General features: G+C 65.9%; 18 protein-coding genes. 8 read left to right on the forward strand and 10 right to left on the reverse strand.

Annotated features, from left to right (window positions below):
• Positions 1 to 73: 73 nt before the first annotated feature.
• Positions 74 to 1,057, reverse strand: coding sequence for a 2,3,4,5-tetrahydropyridine-2,6-dicarboxylate N-succinyltransferase (gene dapD / locus CXY77_RS13475; protein WP_104130235.1), 984 nt, complete (start codon positions 1,055 to 1,057; stop codon positions 74 to 76).
• Between the two features lie 17 nt (positions 1,058 to 1,074).
• Between dapD and dapE the strand changes: the two genes are divergently transcribed.
• The 3 genes from dapE (at position 1,075) to CXY77_RS13490 (ending at position 3,720) form a co-directional block, all read left to right on the forward strand.
• On the forward strand, positions 1,075 to 2,187 hold the full coding sequence (gene dapE / locus CXY77_RS13480) for a succinyl-diaminopimelate desuccinylase (RefSeq protein ID WP_233197400.1): 1,113 nt from the start codon (positions 1,075 to 1,077) through the stop codon (positions 2,185 to 2,187).
• Between the two features lie 27 nt (positions 2,188 to 2,214).
• Positions 2,215 to 3,450, forward strand: a complete 1,236-nt coding sequence (locus tag CXY77_RS13485; protein WP_233197401.1) for a hypothetical protein — start codon at positions 2,215 to 2,217, stop codon at positions 3,448 to 3,450.
• Positions 3,451 to 3,543: 93 nt separating this feature from the next.
• Positions 3,544 to 3,720, forward strand: a complete 177-nt coding sequence (locus CXY77_RS13490) for a DUF3117 domain-containing protein (protein WP_092108645.1) — start codon at positions 3,544 to 3,546, stop codon at positions 3,718 to 3,720.
• Between the two features lie 77 nt (positions 3,721 to 3,797).
• Here CXY77_RS13490 and CXY77_RS13495 read toward each other — a convergent pair whose 3' ends face one another.
• A complete protein-coding gene (locus tag CXY77_RS13495) occupies positions 3,798 to 4,430 on the reverse strand; it encodes an O-methyltransferase (RefSeq protein ID WP_092340762.1) in 633 nt (210 codons plus the stop codon).
• An 87-nt stretch (positions 4,431 to 4,517) separates the two neighbouring features.
• On the opposite strand from CXY77_RS13495, the gene CXY77_RS13500 reads away from it, so the two are divergent.
• Both CXY77_RS13500 and ppk2 read left to right on the forward strand, forming a co-directional pair.
• Positions 4,518 to 4,907 (forward strand): sec-independent translocase, encoded by a 390-nt coding sequence (locus CXY77_RS13500; protein ID WP_092340763.1) that lies wholly within the window; start codon positions 4,518 to 4,520, stop codon positions 4,905 to 4,907.
• Positions 4,908 to 4,928: 21 nt separating this feature from the next.
• Positions 4,929 to 5,753, forward strand: a complete 825-nt coding sequence (gene ppk2, locus CXY77_RS13505; RefSeq protein ID WP_104130237.1) for a polyphosphate kinase 2 — start codon at positions 4,929 to 4,931, stop codon at positions 5,751 to 5,753.
• A gap of 3 nt (positions 5,754 to 5,756) precedes the next feature.
• Here ppk2 and CXY77_RS13510 read toward each other — a convergent pair whose 3' ends face one another.
• From CXY77_RS13510 to CXY77_RS13520, 3 genes are all read right to left on the reverse strand, one after another.
• On the reverse strand, positions 5,757 to 6,923 hold the full coding sequence (locus CXY77_RS13510) for an Mrp/NBP35 family ATP-binding protein (RefSeq protein ID WP_104130238.1): 1,167 nt from the start codon (positions 6,921 to 6,923) through the stop codon (positions 5,757 to 5,759).
• Positions 6,920 to 7,477 carry a DUF1003 domain-containing protein gene (locus tag CXY77_RS13515; protein WP_092340766.1) on the reverse strand — a complete coding sequence of 186 codons (558 nt, stop codon included), beginning with the start codon at positions 7,475 to 7,477 and terminating at the stop codon, positions 6,920 to 6,922. Before CXY77_RS13515 ends, CXY77_RS13510 begins: the two co-directional genes overlap by 4 nt.
• A 616-nt stretch (positions 7,478 to 8,093) precedes the next feature.
• Positions 8,094 to 9,425 carry a magnesium transporter MgtE N-terminal domain-containing protein gene (locus CXY77_RS13520; protein WP_092341551.1) on the reverse strand — a complete coding sequence of 444 codons (1,332 nt, stop codon included), beginning with the start codon at positions 9,423 to 9,425 and terminating at the stop codon, positions 8,094 to 8,096.
• Between the two features lie 109 nt (positions 9,426 to 9,534).
• Between CXY77_RS13520 and CXY77_RS13525 the strand changes: the two genes are divergently transcribed.
• A complete protein-coding gene (locus CXY77_RS13525) occupies positions 9,535 to 10,050 on the forward strand; it encodes a general stress protein (protein WP_092341532.1) in 516 nt (171 codons plus the stop codon).
• Between the two features lie 70 nt (positions 10,051 to 10,120).
• On the opposite strand, the gene CXY77_RS13530 is transcribed toward CXY77_RS13525, so the two are convergent.
• Together CXY77_RS13530 and CXY77_RS13535 are read right to left on the reverse strand one after the other, a co-directional pair.
• On the reverse strand, positions 10,121 to 11,677 hold the full coding sequence (locus tag CXY77_RS13530) for an aminopeptidase P family protein (RefSeq protein WP_104130239.1): 1,557 nt from the start codon (positions 11,675 to 11,677) through the stop codon (positions 10,121 to 10,123).
• A gap of 86 nt (positions 11,678 to 11,763) precedes the next feature.
• Positions 11,764 to 12,804 (reverse strand): endonuclease/exonuclease/phosphatase family protein, encoded by a 1,041-nt coding sequence (locus tag CXY77_RS13535; RefSeq protein ID WP_104089272.1) that lies wholly within the window; start codon positions 12,802 to 12,804, stop codon positions 11,764 to 11,766.
• A gap of 88 nt (positions 12,805 to 12,892) precedes the next feature.
• Between CXY77_RS13535 and CXY77_RS13540 the strand changes: the two genes are divergently transcribed.
• The gene (locus CXY77_RS13540) at positions 12,893 to 13,762 is read left to right on the forward strand and encodes a PHP domain-containing protein (protein WP_104089271.1); all 870 of its coding nucleotides are present in this window, start codon (positions 12,893 to 12,895) and stop codon (positions 13,760 to 13,762) included.
• Positions 13,763 to 13,883: 121 nt separating this feature from the next.
• On the opposite strand, the gene CXY77_RS13545 is transcribed toward CXY77_RS13540, so the two are convergent.
• Positions 13,884 to 15,458, reverse strand: coding sequence for a DEAD/DEAH box helicase (locus CXY77_RS13545; protein WP_104089269.1), 1,575 nt, complete (start codon positions 15,456 to 15,458; stop codon positions 13,884 to 13,886).
• A gap of 145 nt (positions 15,459 to 15,603) precedes the next feature.
• Between CXY77_RS13545 and CXY77_RS13550 the strand changes: the two genes are divergently transcribed.
• Positions 15,604 to 16,332 carry a ferritin-like fold-containing protein gene (locus CXY77_RS13550; RefSeq protein WP_092341527.1) on the forward strand — a complete coding sequence of 243 codons (729 nt, stop codon included), beginning with the start codon at positions 15,604 to 15,606 and terminating at the stop codon, positions 16,330 to 16,332.
• Positions 16,333 to 16,347: 15 nt separating this feature from the next.
• Here CXY77_RS13550 and CXY77_RS13555 read toward each other — a convergent pair whose 3' ends face one another.
• Both CXY77_RS13555 and CXY77_RS13560 read right to left on the reverse strand, forming a co-directional pair.
• Positions 16,348 to 16,656, reverse strand: coding sequence for a hypothetical protein (locus tag CXY77_RS13555; protein WP_104130240.1), 309 nt, complete (start codon positions 16,654 to 16,656; stop codon positions 16,348 to 16,350).
• A 5-nt stretch (positions 16,657 to 16,661) separates the two neighbouring features.
• On the reverse strand, positions 16,662 to 16,886 hold the full coding sequence (locus tag CXY77_RS13560; RefSeq protein WP_092108379.1) for a DUF3107 domain-containing protein: 225 nt from the start codon (positions 16,884 to 16,886) through the stop codon (positions 16,662 to 16,664).
• Between the last annotated feature and the right edge of the window lie 2 nt (positions 16,887 to 16,888).

Below are 16,888 nucleotides of genomic sequence, written 5' to 3' on the forward strand. Positions count from 1 at the left end.
CGTTCCCGCAAGAGCGGATGTACGCTACCCGGATGCTAGCGGAACCCACCGACATCCGCTTGTCAGCACCAGCTCAGGCGTGCAGTGCGGCGTTCAGCGTGATTCCGCTGCCACTGCGGGCGAGCACCTCGACGGCGCCGGAGATGGAGTTGCGGCGAAACAGCAGGTTAGGCACGCCGGAGAGCTCGACCGCTTTCACCGTGGCGAACGTGCCGTCGGTGAGCCGTGGTTCGCCGACGAGCACAACCTTGGTGCCGGCCGTCACGTAGAGTCCGGCCTCGACCACGCTGTCATCGCCGATCGCGATGCCCACGCCGGAATTGGCTCCGAGCAGCGCGCGCGCGCCGATCGAGATGCGCTGCGTTCCGCCACCTGACAGGGTGCCCATAATGGATGCGCCGCCACCGATATCCGCGCCGTCACCGACCACGACGCCCTGCGAGATGCGGCCCTCGACCATGGAGGAACCGAGGGTGCCGGCGTTGAAGTTGACGAAGCCCTCGTGCATCACCGTGGTGCCGGGGGCGAGGTGGGCGCCGAGCCGCACGCGGGAGGCATCTGCTATTCTCACGCCGGTCGGAACGACATAGTCAAGCAGCGGTGGAAATTTGTCGACGCCGCTGGCCTGAATGCCGGCGCGCTGCAGGGTCGGGCGCAGGCGGGCGAAATCGGTCGGCACCATGGGACCGGCGTTGGTCCACACGACGGTGGGCAGAAAAGCGAAGATGCCGTCGAGGTTGATGCTGTTCGGCAGAACGAGGAGGTGCGAGAGCAGGTGCAGCCGCAGGTAGGCATCCGACGTGCTGGCTGGTGCCGCGCCGAGGATGATTTCCACAGTGACGGCTTCGAGGCGTACCGCGCGGCGGGCGTCGTCGCCAGCCGCTTCGCTCAACTCCGCCGGAACGATCCAGCGATCGCGGCCGGTCGGCAGCGCGCCGAGTACCGGGGTGGGAAACCAGGTATCCAGCACGGTGCCGTCGGTGGCGACGGTGGCGAGGCCGTATCCCCAGGCCTGGGTCGGTGTGGCAGGAGCGTTTTCGGAAACTACGGAGGGCATACCTCTAGATTAGTAGGGTGACTTCTAGACTTCCGGCCCCAGCAAAAACCACCGTGCTCGACCTGACAGCGACGTCAATCGAACTGACTAGACAAATCTGCGACCTGGAGTCGGTGTCGGGCAATGAGACTGCCCTCGCCGACGCGATCGTGGCGGCGCTTCACGGTTTCGACCACCTCGAGATCATTCGCGACGGCGACACCGTCGTCGCCCGCACCAACCTGAATCGTGCGCAGCGCGTCGTCATCGCCGGCCACATCGACACAGTGCCGCTCAACGACAACCTGCCCACCCGCTACGAGACCATCGACGGCACCGACTACCTCTGGGGCCGCGGCACCGTCGACATGAAGGCCGGCGTGGCCGTACAGCTGAAGCTCGCCGCCGAACTGACCGAACCCGGGGTCGACGTGACCTGGATGTGGTACGACCACGAAGAGGTCTCCGACGAGCTCAACGGCCTCGGCCGGCTCGCCCGCAACCGGCCCGACCTGCTTATCGGCGATTTCGCGATTCTCGGCGAACCGACCCGAAGCCAGATCGAGGGCGGCTGCAACGGCAACCTGCGCGTCGAAGTTCGCACGTTCGGCCTGCGCTCGCACTCGGCGCGCAGCTGGGTCGGCGAGAATGCCATTCACAAGGCCGCCCCGATTCTCAACATTCTGGCCGGCTACCAAGCCCGCGAGGTCGAGGTTGAGGGCCTGGTCTACCGCGAAGGGCTGAACGCGGTCGGCATTACCGGCGGCGTCGCCGGCAACATCATCCCCGACGAGTGCATGGTGCACGTCAACTACCGTTTCGCCCCCAGCCGCAGCGCCGACGAAGCCGTCGCCCACTTGCGTGAGTTGTTCGCCGGCTACGACCTCACCGTGGTCGACCGTGCCGAGGGCGCCCGGCCCGGCCTCGACGCCCCGCTCGCCCGCGAATTCCTGAACGCTGTCGGCGGTGTCGCTACGCCCAAGTACGGCTGGACCGACGTCGCCCGCTTCTCCGCGCTCGGCGTTCCGGCCGTCAACTACGGTCCCGGCGACCCGCTCAAGGCGCACGCCGACGACGAACGCGTCGCCGTGGCCGAGATCACGGCCTGCGAGAACGGCCTGCGCGCCTGGCTGAGCGCATCCGTTCGTTAACGCAGCGACAGAACAATGACTGAGCGGATGCTCCGCCCCCGCAGGCAGACCGCGCCCCGGTCGCGCGCCCGGCGGCTGCCAGCGGCCTGGCACGCCCGCTACCGGCTGACCCCGTGGTGGGGCAAGGTCGTCGTGGTCTGGGCGCTGTCACGCCTGGTCACGACAAGCCTCATCCTGGTGCTGGCGAGCGTACAGGGCCCCAACGCGTGGACCGGTGCCAGCCCGAAATACACCGATTTCGCGACCATGTGGGACGGTCGCTGGTACAACATCGTCGCGGCGGTCGGTTATCCCAGCGTGCTGCCGCTCACCGATGGGGGACAGATCGGCGAGAATGCCTGGGCGTTCATGCCGGGCTATCCGGTGGTGGCCCGGCTGATCATGGAACTGACCAATTTTCCGTGGGCGCCGGTGGCGGTGTTCGTGTCGGTCGGTTTCAGTCTCGGCACCGCCCTGCTGTTCTACCGCCTCATGGCGCGGGTGCAGTCGCCGGCGACCGCCCTGTTCTCGGTGGTGCTGTTCTGCGTTGCCCCGCTGTCGCCGATTCTGCAGTTCGCCTACGCCGAGTCGATGTACCTGTTCTTTCTTACCCTCGCCCTCTACCTGCTGCTCGAGCGCCGCTACTGGCTGCTGTTCCCGGTGATCGCGGTGATGGCCCTCACCCGGCCGAGCGGACTCGCATTTGCCCTCGCCCTCGGGCTGCACGTGATCTACCGCTTCGTCACGCGCCGCCGCGACCCGTTTTCCGTCGCCGAGCGGATGCTGGCGGCCTCCGTTGCCGTCTTCAGCGCGCTGATGGGACTGGCCTGGCCGATCGCGGCCTGGGCCGCCACCGACGACCTGATGGCCTACACCGACACCGAGTTGGCGTGGCGGGCACCGTACATCGGCTACGTGGAACTGGTTCCGTTCACGGCCTGGTTCCAGGGCGGCGTCTGGTGGCTCGGTAGCCCGTGGGGCATCGCGGTGGTCACCGCCCTCATCTTGACCTTCGCCGTGCTGCTGTTCACGCCCGCAGTACGGCGGCTCGGCGTGGATCTGCGGCTGTGGGTGGCCAGTTACGGGCTGTACCTGCTCGCCGTATTCTTTCCGCAATCGAGCACGTTCCGGCTGCTCATGCCGATGTTTCCCTTGCTCGGTGCGGCCGCGCTACCGCGCAGCCGCATCTATCGAGTGTCGATCGTTCTGCTCTTCGTGGCCGGCCAGTGGGGCTGGCTGCTGATCTGCTGGGGCGTCGATGGTTACGACTGGACTCCGCCGTAAGAAGCCTGATTTGACACTGAGTCCGACCCTAATTTACGTCTCGGGCCGAGATAGTCGATAATGGGTATACAAAGACGAATGGAAGGGGAGTTCATGGCGGCCATGAAGCCACGTACCGGAGACGGTCCAATGGAGGCTGTAAAAGAGGGGCGCCTGATCATCGTGCGTGTACCGCTCGAGGGTGGGGGTCGGCTCGTTGTCTCCGTCAACGACGCCGAGGCCAAGGAACTTCACGATGCACTTGCCGGGGTTGTCGCTGCGGCGAAGTAGCCTCGTGTTCCTATAGTTAATACAGCAGAACGGCCACGCAGGTATTGCGTGGCCGTTCTGGTGTATCTGGGAACGTTCTAGGCGCGCAGCTTGGTGATCTGCAGCAGCCCGTCGCCGACCGGGGACAGCGCGCTGATCACAGCGCTCGATGCGGCGATCTCGGTCAGCAGAGTGCGAAACCCGGTCGCGACATCGTCGCGCTGAGCCGGGTCGGCCACCCGTCCGCGCCACAGCGCGTGCGCGACGAGCACCGTGCCGCCCGGACGGGCCAGGCGCAGTCCGTGTTCGACGTACTCGATGACCGACTGTGGGTCGGCGTCAATAAACACAATGTCGTAAGAATTCTCGTTCATGCGGGGCAGAACCTCGCCGGCCTTGCCCGTGATGAGGCGCACCCGGTTCGCCGGAATTTTCGCTTCGATGAAGTTCGCCTTCGCGTGCTGCAGGTGGTCGACCTCGGTATCAATCGAGGTGAGAGTTGCGCCGGGAGCTCCGGTCAGCAGCCAGATCCCCGAGACTCCGGCCCCGGTACCGACCTCGAGGATGCTGCGTGCCCCGGTGGCCGCCGCCAGAACGGCCGATTGCGCCCCCACCGAGGGCGGAATGGCATCGATCCCCAACTCGAGGGATTGCTGGCGCGCCTTGGCGATAGCTTCGGACTCCACGACACAGTCGTCGGAGAATTTCCAGTTCAGTTCAATGTCAGACACAAATAACTCCAGTAGATGATTAGGTCAAGACTAGGGCCGGGGCGCGTGTGGTCTGTGGATGCCTCGCCGGGCAGTTACTCTAAGGACATGTTTGGGCTGACGTTCGAGAAGATTCTTCTGATCGGGATCATCGCTGTCTTCTTGCTCGGCCCCGACAAACTACCGCACTACGCCGCGCAGCTCGCTCGCCTCGTGCGCCAGTTGCGCGATATGGCCAACGGGGCCAAAGACCGCATGCGCGATGAAATGGGTCCGGAGTTCGACGATCTGGACTGGAAAAAACTGGACCCGCGCCAGTATGACCCGCGTCGCATCATCCGGGAAGCCCTCGCCGACGAAGACCCGTTCAAGGAACAGTCCGCAACGATTTCTCGCGCCGAACCCAACCCGGAGGGTGCATACCTGAAACGTAAGCGGGCACGGGAAGCGGCCCTGGCCGCGCTCGAACCGGCCCCGTTCGATACTGAAGCCACGTAGTTCCGGTCTGACGGAGTCTCGATGTCGAAAACGCCTACAACCGTTCTGCGCGTCAAGAAGAAGGTCTACGAGGCCGAACTGGCCCGCCTGCAGGCCGAACTGGTCACGATGCAGCAGTGGGTGAAGGCATCCGGTGCCCGTGTCGTGGTGATATTCGAGGGCCGCGATGCCGCGGGTAAGGGCTCGGCGATCAAGCGCATCACCGAATACCTGAACCCCCGCGTCGCACGCATCGTCGCCCTGCCGATGCCCACCGAACGTCAGCGCGGCCAGTGGTATTTTCAGCGGTACATCGAGCACCTGCCATCGACCGGCGAGATCGTGCTGATGGACCGCTCCTGGTACAACCGGGCCGGCGTCGAACGGGTCATGGGCTACTGCACGAGTGACGAATATCGCCGGTTTCTGCACCAGGCACCGTTGTTCGAGCGGATGCTGGTCGAAGACGGAATCCTGCTGGTCAAGTACTGGTTCTCGGTGTCTGACCTGGAGCAGGAACGACGTTTTCGATCACGCCTGAACGACCCGATGCGGCGCTGGAAGCTCTCCGAAACCGACGTGCTATCGATCACTAAATGGGTCGATTATTCCAAGGCGAAAGACGAGATGTTCGTGCACACAGACATCGCCGAAGCGCCCTGGTGGGTGGTGGAGAGTGAAGACAAGCGTTCGTCCCGGCTGAACGTGATCAGCCATCTGCTCTCGCTCGTGCCGTACGAGAAGATCGACCCGCCGAAGGTGCACATTCCGCCGCGTCCGCCGGACTCCGACTACGAGCGGCCGCCGCGCGAGGAGAACCACCAGGTTCCCGACCACGCGGCGACGCTGGTCAAGCCGAAAGAGTAGGCGCTAACGCGGCGTGAGCCCGAGGCTGAGGCCGGCCAGGCCACGCGCACGGGTTTTCATGCTGTGGGCCAGCGCCAAAATGGCGCGGGCTGCGGGGTCGTCGGGCGCGCCGAGCACAACCGGCAGTCCGTCGTCGCCGCCGGTGCGCAGGGCCAGGCTGAGCGGAACCTGCGCGAGCACCGGTACCGGTGTCTCCTGACCGACTGAGAGCCGCCTGGCCACTTCGGCGCCGCCGCCGGAACCGAACAGTTCGAGCAGGCTGCCGTCGGGCTGCACCAGGGCGGACATGTTCTCGATCACCCCGTAGACGCTTTGCCCGGTCTGGCGGGCCACGATTCCGCTGCGTTCCGCCACATCGGCGGCCGCCGCCTGCGGGGTGGTGACAACGATGACCTCGGCGTGGGGGAGCAGCTGGCCGACCGTGATGGCGACGTCGCCGGTTCCTGGCGGTAGATCGAGCAGCAGCACGTCGAGGTCGCCGAAGTACACGTCGGTGAGAAACTGCTTGATCGTGCGGTGCAGCATCGGGCCGCGCCACGCGACCGCGGCCGACTTGTCATCGATGAACATGCCGATCGAGATGACCTTCACGTCGTGCGCGATCGGCGGCAGAATCATATCGCCGACCTGGGTCGGTTTCACCGCGAGCCCGTCGTGCACGAGGCCGAGCAGGCCGGGAATGCTGAAGCCGTGTACGTCGGCATCCACGATGCCCACCCGCAGTCCTTCGCCGGCCAGGGCCACCGCCAGGTTCGCGGTGACGGTGGACTTGCCCACGCCGCCCTTGCCGCTCGTGATCGCGTAGACGCGGGTGAGTGACTCCGGGCCGAACTGCACGCTGCGCTCCACCTGGCCGCCGCGCAGCTTCTCGGTGAGCGCGGTGCGCTGCTCGCGGGTCATGATCGCCACCGCGACGCTCGCCAGGCCGACCCCAGCCACCGACTCGGCGGCGGCCAGAACGTCGCTCTCAATGCGCGCTGCGGCCGGACAACCAGCAATGGTCAAGCGGATGCCGACGCTCACCCGCCCGGTCTCGCTCACCGTCACCCCCGACACCATGTCGAGGTCGGTGATGGGTTTGCGAATCTCCGGGTCGGTCACCCGGGCCAGGGCGGTGAACACGCGGGCGCGGATGCTGTCGGGCGTTGAACTCAGTGGGGCAGGAGTCATGCGGTGGGGCGGCTTTCGTTGGTGATGTCGGAGCCTGTGGGTTCATCCAGGTGACTGCGCTCATCCAGGTGTTCGAGCAACGCACGCAATTCGGCGCGAATGAAATCCTTCGAGGCCATGTCCTTGATCGCGATGCGCAGGGCCACGACCTCGCGGGCGAGGTACTCGGTGTCGGCGAGGGTGCGTTCGGCCCGCTGCCGGTCCTGTTCGAACTGCACCCGGTCGCGGTCGTCCTGCCGGTTCTGAGCGAGCAGGATCATCGGCGCGGCATAGGACGCCTGCATCGACAAAACCAGGGTCAGCGCGATGAACCCGAGTGCGACGGAGTCGAAGCGCCAGTCCACCGGAGCGAGGGTGTTCCAGGAGATCCAGGCGACGGCGAACAGGGTGAGCCCGAGCAGAAACCACGGGGTGCCCATGCCGCGGGCGATCGCCTCGGTGAAGCGTCCGAACCGGTCCCGACTGTGTCCGCTCCGATTCAGCCCAACGATGTTGCTCGTCCGCAGGCCCTTGGGGGCGTCCAGGCGCAGGTCGGCGCGGTTATTGCGGGCCACGAGTCGTCCTTTGCGCTCCGGGCAGTATTGGTATGGTAATGCTGCCGGTTCGGCGGTTATTGTGGGCCACGAGTCGTCCTTTGCGCTCCGGGCAGTGTTGGTATGGTAATGCTGCCGGTTCGGCGGTTATTGTGGGCCACGAGTCGTCCTTTGCGCTCCGGGCAGTGTTGGTATGGTAATGCTGCCGGTTCGGCGGTTATTGTGGGCCACGAGTCGTCCTTTGCGCTCCGGGCAGTGTTGGTATGGTAATGCTGCCGGTTCGGCGGTTATTGTGGGCCACGAGTCGTCCTTTGCGCTCCGGGCAGTGTTGGTATGGTAATGCTGCCGGTTCGGCGGTTATTGTGGGCCACGAGTCGTCCTTTGCGCTCCGGGCAGTGTTGGTATGGTAATGCTGCCGGTTCGGCGGTTATTGTGGGCCACGAGTCGTCCTTTGCGCTCCGGGCAGTGTTGGTATGGTAATGCTGCCGGTTCGGCGGTTATTGTGGGCCACGAGTCGTCCTTTGCGCTCCGGGCAGTGTTGGTATGGTAATGCTGCCGGTTCGGCGGTTATTGTGGGCCACGAGTCGTCCTTTGCGCTCCGGGCAGTGTTGGTATGGTAATGCTGCCGGTTCGGCGGTTATTGTGGGCCACGAGTCGTCCTTTGCGCTCCGGGCAGTGGAATGCTGCCGGTTCTCAGTTCGCTGCGGGCTGCGGCCCGGCGGCGCACATCATCATTGCCGTCGTGGCTGCGCCAGTCGTCGGGCAGCAGGTAGTCGAGCACGTCATCAATCGTCACCACCCCGACCAGTCGGTAGTTCTCGTCGACCACGGGCACCGACACCAGGTCGTAGCTCGCCAGGATACGGCTCACTTCGGCGGCCGACGTGTCGGCGGTGACCGGGTCGAGTCCGGCGTCGAGCAGCGTGCCGAGGCGTTCGTGGGGCGGGTAGCGCAGCATCCGCTGAAAATGCACCATGCCGAGGAATCGGCCGGTGGGAGCTTCGTAGGGCGGCAGGGTCACGCAGATCGCCGCGCCGAGCGCCGGGGCCAGGTCGTGCCGACGGATGCGCGCGAGTCCTTCGGCGACGGTGGCGTCGGCTGAAACAATGATCGGTTCGGTCGTCATGAGCCCGCCCGCGGTGTCGGGGGCGTAGGAGAGCAGAAAGCGTACGTCTTCGGCTTCTTCGGGCTCCATCAGGTCGAGCAGCTGTTCGCCGCGCTCCTCTGGCAGCTGGGCGATGAGGTCGGCGGCGTCGTCGGGCTGCATCTGGTCGAGCACGTCGGCGGCGCGGGCGTCGCCGAGGCTGGTCAGAATGCCGACCTGGTCGGTTTCGGGCATCTCTTCGAGCACGTCGGCGAGGCGATCGTCCGGCAGTTCACCGGCTACCTCGAACATGCGCTCGCGCGGCAGGTCGAGCAGGGTGTTGGCAAGGTCGGCGGGCTTAAGGTCGGAGTAGGTCGCGATGAGGTGCTCGGCGGATTGCGCCTGGCCCTTGGTTTCTTTTTCGCGTACCTCGGCCCAGGTGGCGAAGGTCGTGACGCCCTTGACGAACGGTGAGGCGCTGGTTTTGGGGCGGCGCACGAACAGTTGGCTGATGGCCCAGTCCGCCTCCGTGCCCTCCTTGATCGCGACGTCTTCAATCGTGGCTTCGCCGGAACCGTCGGTGAAGAGCACCTTGCGGCCGAGTAATTCGGCGATGACGCGCACCTCGCCGCCGCGCTGTTCGTAGCGGCGCACGTTGATCAGGCCGGTCGTGATGATCTGGCCGCTGCCGATGCTGGTGACCCGATTGATCGACACGAACACGCGGCGTTTGCCCGGTATCTCCACGATCAGGCCGACAACGCTGGGCGGGTCGTTTTTTCGATACACCACGAGAACATCGCGCACCTTGCCCACGCGGTCGCCCGCGGGGTCGAAAACGGTGCACCCGGCCAGTCGGGCAACAAAAACTCTGGTGGCACTCACACTATAAATGTAGGCCACTGGCCTGATAATCGTTGCCCGGCACGAAGGGTTCATTTTCGCTGAACGACCACTCAGCCCCGCAGTCCGGCCGTCATGAAAGAATGGGGCCATGAGCAACCAGAGCCTTTTCTCCCGACGCCGCCCGGTGCTGCCCCCCGTGTTGCCGCGCGGGGAGGTGCTCGCCACCTACAGCACGTACGCTGACGCGCAGGCCGCCGTCGACACGCTGGCGAAGGCCGATTTTCCGGTGAAACAGCTCTCGATCGTGGGCAACGACCTCAAGAGTGTTGAGCGGGTGACCGGCAAACTGACCTACGGCCGGGTCGCGCTCGCGGGGGCGGCATCCGGTGCCTGGCTCGGAATCTTCTTCGGCATCCTGTTCTTTCTGTTCTCGCCGACCGGATCGAGCCTGCCGTTCGTGTTCGCCGCCCTCATCATGGGCGCCGGGTTCGGCATGCTGCTCGGGATCGCAAGCTACGCCATCAACCGGCGCCGGCGTGACTTCACCTCGACCATGCAGGTCATCGCGACCAGTTACCAGATCATCGTCGATCCCGAATTGGTACACCGTGCCCGCAACCTGCTGGGCGACGAGCCCCCGGCACCCGTCACCCCCTCTGAATAGTCACGCGAGAGCGCAAAAAGTGCCCGATTGAGATTCTCAAACGGGCACTTTTTGCGCTCTCGCGAACCGGTTAGCGCTTGGACGCCGCCAACCACGCCTCTACCTCGGTGGCGGTTCGGGGGATCGCGGCCGAGAGGTTTTCGGCACCGGTCTCGGTCACCAGGATGTCGTCTTCGATGCGCACGCCGATGCCGCGGAATTCGGCCGGAACGGTGAGGTCGTCGGGCTGAAAGTACAGGCCGGGTTCGATGGTGAAGACCATGCCCGGTTCGAGTACGCCGTCCATGTACATGTCGCGGCGGGCCTGCGCGCAGTCGTGCACGTCGATGCCGAGATGGTGGCTGGTGCCGTGCACCATGTAGCGGCGGTGCTGGCCGTTCTCTGGCTGCAGGGCCTCGTCGGCGGAGACCGGAAGCATGCCCCACTCGGCGGTGCGGCGCGCGATGACGTTCATTGCCGCAGCGTGCACGTCGCGAAACACCACGCCGGGGAGAACGACGGCGAAGGCGGCATCCGCTGCTTCACGAACGGTCTCGTAGACCAGACGCTGAACGTCGGTGTAGACGCCGTTGACCGGGAGGGTGCGGGTGATGTCGGCGGTGTAGTAGCTGTCGAGCTCAACGCCGGCGTCGATGAGAATCAGGTCGCCGGGGGCGACGACGCCGTCGTTGCGGGTCCAGTGCAGGATGCAGGCGTGCGGGCCGGACGCGGCGATGGTGTCGTAGCCGACCGTGTTGCCGTCGCTGCGCGCCCGGGTGTTGAAGACGCCCTCGACCAGGCGCTCGCCGCGGGCGTGCTGGCTCGAACGCGGCAGGTCGGCGATGACATCGTCGAAGCCGCGCGCGGTCGCGGCGACGGCGAGGCGCATCTGCGCAATCTCGTAGGCATCCTTCACCAGGCGCAGTTCGGAGACGTCGCGGGCCAAGCCGGCGTCGGGCTCGTGCTCGGCGTTGATCTCGATGCTGAACGGGGAATCGGGGGCGTTGCTGCCGAGTACCCGTTCCGCGGCGAAGCGCAGGCGGGCTTCGTCGACCTGCTCGGTGAAGGTCGGGTCGGCCTCCCGCAGCACGAGGGTTTCGCTGTCGACGGCGTTCAGCACTCCGGCGAGCTCGGCGATGCCGCGCACATCGAGAGCCAGATCGCTCGCGACCTGGGCCACCGATGGGCGCGGGCCGATCCAGAATTCGCCGATGTCGGGGTTGGCGTAGAACTCGTCGGAGTCGCGGCCGGCTCGTTCCCGAAAGTACAGTGTGGCGTCGTGGCCGGCATCCGTCGGTTCGAGCACGAGAACGGCGCCGGGTTCGCTGTCGCTGCCCCAGCCGGTGAGGTGCGCGAAGGCGGAGTGTGCACGAAAGGCGTAGTCGGTGTCGTTGGAGCGCTGCTTCAATCGGCCGGCCGGAATGATCAGGCGCGCTCCGGGGTACTGGGCAGAGAGCCGCGCACGTCGGGCGGCGGCGAAGGGCGCCTGTTCGCGGGCGGGCGGCAGCACGTCGGTGCGATCGGCCCAGCCGCTCGCGATGAACGATTTGAAGCCGGTAGATCCCGGTGTGGTCGAACGGTTCTCGTTCGAGCGCACGGGTGGAGTAAGAGCAGCGGGAATAAGAGCGGAAGCAGTGGTATCAGCCATTGCACCATTCTCGCACCGCACTCTGGGCGGCGGCCGATCACCGAGGCGCAGATGCTGCGATGACCGGATGCCGGTGCCTGCGCGGTCTACGCGGCCGGTGTGAGCGTGGCCACGATCGGCCGGTGATCGCTGCCGGCACCGTCGAGCGACTCGATCACCTGCAGCGCGCTCACGTGCCAGTTCGGGGTAGCCATGACGTGATCGATGGGGCTGCCGAGCAGCGCGGGAATGCTGGTGGGCCAGGTGCCGACGGCCGCTGCGCCGGCCGATAGCGCGGCATCCCCGCAGTTTCCGAGAACAGCGTCCGGCGCACCGGCGCGGTCGGCCATGTGATCGAGGGTCGAGTTAAAATCGCCCGCCATGATCACGTTGTCGGCCTGACACTGGGTGGCGAGCCAGTCGAGGTCGCTGCGCCAGTTCGACATTTCATACTGGATCGGGGCCACGGCATGTACGGCCACGATGGTCGGTCCGCTGCCGTCCACCGGTTTGGCGACAACGGTCGGCAGCACGTTGGTGTTGCCCGGCGGGCCGGACCCGGCCGCGTTGCTCACGGCGTAGTCGCCGAGTTCCGGACTGATCAGCAGGGTGGTGGAACGAGCCTTCGACACCAGATCGAAGGCAAGTGTGTGCACCCACATGGGCCGGCCGGCGTCGCGCATCAGTTTGGCGATCAGGACACCGGTCGCCTCTGTTGTTTCGGGCAGGGTGACGATGTCGGCATTCTGAGCCACCGCTTCCGCGGCGATGACCGCGGCGCCCGGAGCGTCTCCCAGTGTGTTCCAGCTGAGCACGGTGACGGAGTCGGCGGAACTAGTCGGCGCCGTACTGACATCGGCGGTATCAGCGGTGAAGCCGCGGGAGGCGAGAATACCGAGATTGGCCACGGCGAACAGGGCGAGCAGTACCATGACCATGCCGAGGGTTCGCCGCAGCGGCCGAATGAAGCGCAGCAGACCGAACAGCACGAGGCCGACGATCGCACCGATCACGGCGATCGCCCGAAACGACACGAGGTGTGCGACGACCCAGGTGTTGTGCAGGCCGAACGCCTGCGGCCAGGTCAGGACCAGCAGGAAAACGGCGGCAGCGATGAGAATCAGTGCCCGGAAGAGTCGCGTGAACATTGTTTTGAACTGTAGATGAGAATTCTGGGGAATCCCCAGCGCTTCGCGCAGAGAGGAGGGGGCTCGGGTGGACAACTAGCATGGGGTGATGGCAGTCGCGCGGCAATTCCAGGGTCCGATCGATCTGCACGCGCACTCCAGCGTGTCGGACGGTACCGAGACGCCGGCCGAGCTGGTTCGTGCGGCATCCGCTGCGGGCCTGGGCACGATTGCCCTCACCGACCACGACTCCACGGCCGGCTGGGCCGAGGCATCCGCTGCCGCTCGCACCGACCGAATCACGCTTATTCCCGGAATGGAATTCAGCACGCGGGTACAGTACGCGAGTGTGCACCTTTTGGCATATCTCTTCGACCCGACCGATCCGGCCCTGCTGGCCGAGATGACCAGGGTGCGGGCGGCCAGGCTCAGCCGGGCCGAGCAGATGGTCGCTCGCATCGGGGTCGACTACGACCTGAGCTGGGACGACGTACTCGCCCAGACCACCCCCGATGCCACCGTTGGTCGGCCACACATCGCCGACGCCCTCGTGGCCCGCGGCCATGCCCGGAACCGCAGCGCGGCCTTCGCCGATATTCTGCACTGGAAAGCCGGCTACTTTCAACCGCACTACGCGCCCGACCCGCTGCGCGCGATCGAACTGGTGCGTGCCGCCGGGGGAGTGCCGGTCATCGCGCACCCCGCCACGCGCGGCATCAATGAGGTCGTCGAAGAGTCCCGGCTGAAGACCATGGTGGAGGCCGGCCTGTTCGGCCTCGAACTGGGTCACCGTGAAAACAACCCGGAACCCACCGCTCGGCTGTACGAACTCGCCGCCAAGTTCGGGCTGTTGGTCACCGGCTCGAGCGACTACCACGGTACCGGCAAGCCCAACCGGCTCGGCGAGAACACGACGGCCCCCGAGGTGCTCGACCGCATCATCGCGCAGGGGCGCGGCTCAGCTCCCGTCTACGGCTGATTCTCAACGGCTGACCGCAATAGCGGATGCCGGGGCACCAATACACAAATGCCCGGACCCAGGCTGGCACGGTCGAAACGGTGTCAGCCCGGATGCCGGGCCCTCATGATTTGATCAGCTGCTAGATGCTGCTGCCGGTCTGCGGTGAGCGACGACGGGTGCGGCTGCGACGCAGCGGCGCGTTGTTGCCGTCGTGGTGCTCGGCTCCGCCGCCATCGTGAGTGCCGGCTGCCGGGGTAGCGGCCGGGGCATCCGGATTGGTGCTGGAACTGACGCGAGTGCGCGACCGGGCGGGCCGGCCTTCGTCGGCGCCGGTGGTCACCGGGCTCGTTGCCGCCCGATCGGCTGCGCGCGTTGAATCACCACGACCGCGGCCACCCTCGGATCGACCACCGCGCGGTGCGCCGCCGGACCGACCGGAGTCCGAGCGACCGCCAGCGCCGCTGCGTGCCCCGCCCGAGCGACCGGCGCCACCGGTGCGAGTGTCGCCAGCAGCGACGTCTTTAACCGGGGTTGCACGCAGGCGGCCCTTGGAACCGGCCGGAATGTTCAGGTCGGTGTAGAGGTGCGGCGACGAAGAGTAGGTTTCCATCGGTTCGGGCTGGCCGAAGTCGAGCGCCTTATTGATCAGCGACCACTTGTGCAGGTCGTCCCAGTCGACGAAGGTGACGGCGATTCCGGTCTTGCCGGCGCGGCCGGTGCGACCGACGCGGTGCAGGTATGCTTTCTCGTCTTCGGGAATGGTGTGATTGATCACGTGGGTGACGTCTTCGACGTCGATACCGCGAGCAGCGACATCCGTTGCGATCAGGATTTCTTTCTTGCCGCTCTTGAAGCTGGCCATGGCGCGTTCGCGCTGTTCCTGGTTGAGGTCGCCGTGCACGGCCGTGGCATTGAAGCCGCGGTCGCCGAGTTCTTCGACGAGCTTCGCGGCGGCGCGCTTCGTGCGGGTGAAGATGATGGTCTTGCCGCGGCCCTCGGCCATGAGGATGCGGCCGATGACCTCGTCCTTGTCCATGTTGTGGGCACGGTAGACGAGGTGCTCGATGTTGGCCTGCATGAGGCCTTCGTCGGGGTCGGTCGCACGAATGTGGATCGGGCGGTTCATGAAGCGACGGGCGAGGGCCACGATCGGCCCGGGCATCGTCGCCGAGAACAGCATGGTGTGGCGAGTGGACGGCGTCTGCGCGAACAGCTTCTCAATGTCGGAGAGAAAACCGAGGTCGAGCATCTTATCGGCCTCGTCGAGCACCATCTCGCGCACGTTGGCAAGGGTGAGCAGACGCTGGCTGGCCAAGTCGAGCAGGCGCCCGGGGGTGCCGACCACGATCTGCGCGCCAGCCTTGAGCTGTTCGATCTGTCCCTCGTAGGCCTTGCCGCCGTAGATGGAGACGATCTTGGTGTTACGGCCGGCCGCAGCGAGCTCGAGGTCCTCGGAAACCTGAACGCACAGTTCTCGGGTTGGAACGACGATGAGTGCCTGCACGCCGGGCTCGGGGTCGAGGCCGAGGCGCTGAATGACCGGAAGGCCGAAACCGAAGGTCTTGCCGGTGCCGGTCTTGGCCTGGCCGATGATGTCCTGGCCGGCCAGGGCGAGGGGGATGGTCTGGGTCTGAATGGGGAACGGTTCGAGGATGCCCTTGGCTGCAAGGGAGTCGACCATGTCCTGGTCAATATTAAGTTCGGAGAAAGTCACGAATGTATGCCTGTCATTAACTGGAAGCGAAGTGCGCCCGTTTTTGCGTCTCGGGCAGCGGCCGCCGATCCTTGCCGGCGACGTAATTCCACCTTACTGCCCCGCCTGTACCGCGGCCACAGGCGCGCTGTCCTAAGCTAAGCCCGTGGTCACGTGGTTCGGTCGGCGCCCGCAGCGCAATGAAGCTCCCCGGCTTTCCGCCCGCGGGGCGCTCCAGCCAACCGAAAAAGTGGACATCAGTTCCCTCGCTCCCGGTGTGCAGCATTTTCTCGGCCAGGCCGCCTACTGCGAGCTCGGCGAGTTCGAAAGCCTGGCCCGCGCCGTGGCGACAGCGCCGAACCTCGCCGTGAAGGAAGGCCTCAGCGCCGCCGCCGGTCGGGCCCTGAGCAAGCATCACGGCCTGATCACCGAGATTCGTCGCCGCGGGCACGAGCCAGCCACCGAGATGGCCCCGTTCGTCGCCGGCCTCGATGAGTTTCGCCAGAAGACCAGCGGTGCGAACTGGCACGAGCTGCTGCTGAGCTGCTACCTCGCCGGCGGTCTTCTCGACGACTTCTTCATTCGACTCTCTGACGGCCTGCCGCGCGACATCGGCCCGCGGGTGGCGCAGCTGCTCGGCGAGGATTCCGGCACCGACGTGCTCGTGCACGAACTGCAGACCGCCATCGAAAACGACGTGGCGCTCGGATCCCGGCTGGCCATGTGGGGTCGCCGACTCGTCGGAGACACCCTGCTCGTGGCCCGGTCGGCGATGCCAGCCGCCGATCCTGGTACTGACCGAGGCGACGGAGCCGAGGCGCGCATCGAACCGGTCTTCACCGAGCTCATCGCCGCACACACCCGCCGCATGGACGGACTCGGCCTCACTGCTTAGCGAGCGCCCCGAACGCTACGCGGTGTCGGGCGAGCCGGTTTTGGCGAGGAGTTGCAGCATCCGCTGGTCGGCGTGAATACGTCGTCGACTAATCACCAGGTTCAGCACAACGGATGCAGCGGTGGCGGCCCCGAGAGACACCCACCAGATCCACCCGCCGGCCCAATCCCAGCCGAGCCAGGTCAGCCCGACCCAGACCGCGGATGCCGCGACCGTTCCGATCGCCGGAACCAGCACCGAACCCTGGGTGGACCGCCCGGGCAGAAAATACCGCGCGGCGAGGCCGATGACCGCGCCGAACAGCGCGACGAACAGCAGTTCCATGTGCGTTAAGCGACGAAACCGACGCGGCGTGACTCTTCGCTGCCGAGTTCGACGTAGGCCAGGCCCACGGTCGGAACGATGTAGACGCGACCCTTGCTGTCGCTGAGCTTCAGGTAGCCGGTCTGACCGGAGAGGGCCGCCGCAACGGTCTCCTCAATCTCGGTCGCTGGCTGCGAAGTCTCAAAACCAATCTCCCGGGGAGAGTTGAAAATACCAATGCGAATATCCACCG

The sequence above is a fragment of the Cryobacterium sp. N21 genome (assembly GCF_002929575.1).
GTDB lineage: Bacteria > Actinomycetota > Actinomycetes > Actinomycetales > Microbacteriaceae > Cryobacterium > Cryobacterium flavum.

What these genes read in the sequence shown, in the direction of transcription:
- dapD (WP_104130235.1), bottom strand. Translation starts at nt 1,057, where the DNA reads ATGCCCTCCGTAGTTTCCGAAAACGCTCCTGCCACACCGACCCAGGCC.
- CXY77_RS13490 (WP_092108645.1), top strand. Translation starts at nt 3,544, where the DNA reads ATGGCGGCCATGAAGCCACGTACCGGAGACGGTCCAATGGAGGCTGTA.
- CXY77_RS13555 (WP_104130240.1), bottom strand. Translation starts at nt 16,656, where the DNA reads ATGGAACTGCTGTTCGTCGCGCTGTTCGGCGCGGTCATCGGCCTCGCC.
- CXY77_RS13510 (WP_104130238.1), bottom strand. Translation starts at nt 6,923, where the DNA reads ATGACTCCTGCCCCACTGAGTTCAACGCCCGACAGCATCCGCGCCCGC.
- CXY77_RS13540 (WP_104089271.1), top strand. Translation starts at nt 12,893, where the DNA reads ATGGCAGTCGCGCGGCAATTCCAGGGTCCGATCGATCTGCACGCGCAC.
- ppk2 (WP_104130237.1), top strand. Translation starts at nt 4,929, where the DNA reads ATGTCGAAAACGCCTACAACCGTTCTGCGCGTCAAGAAGAAGGTCTAC.
- CXY77_RS13535 (WP_104089272.1), bottom strand. Translation starts at nt 12,804, where the DNA reads ATGTTCACGCGACTCTTCCGGGCACTGATTCTCATCGCTGCCGCCGTT.
- CXY77_RS13530 (WP_104130239.1), bottom strand. Translation starts at nt 11,677, where the DNA reads ATGGCTGATACCACTGCTTCCGCTCTTATTCCCGCTGCTCTTACTCCA.
- CXY77_RS13525 (WP_092341532.1), top strand. Translation starts at nt 9,535, where the DNA reads ATGAGCAACCAGAGCCTTTTCTCCCGACGCCGCCCGGTGCTGCCCCCC.
- CXY77_RS13485 (WP_233197401.1), top strand. Translation starts at nt 2,215, where the DNA reads ATGCTCCGCCCCCGCAGGCAGACCGCGCCCCGGTCGCGCGCCCGGCGG.
- CXY77_RS13500 (WP_092340763.1), top strand. Translation starts at nt 4,518, where the DNA reads ATGTTTGGGCTGACGTTCGAGAAGATTCTTCTGATCGGGATCATCGCT.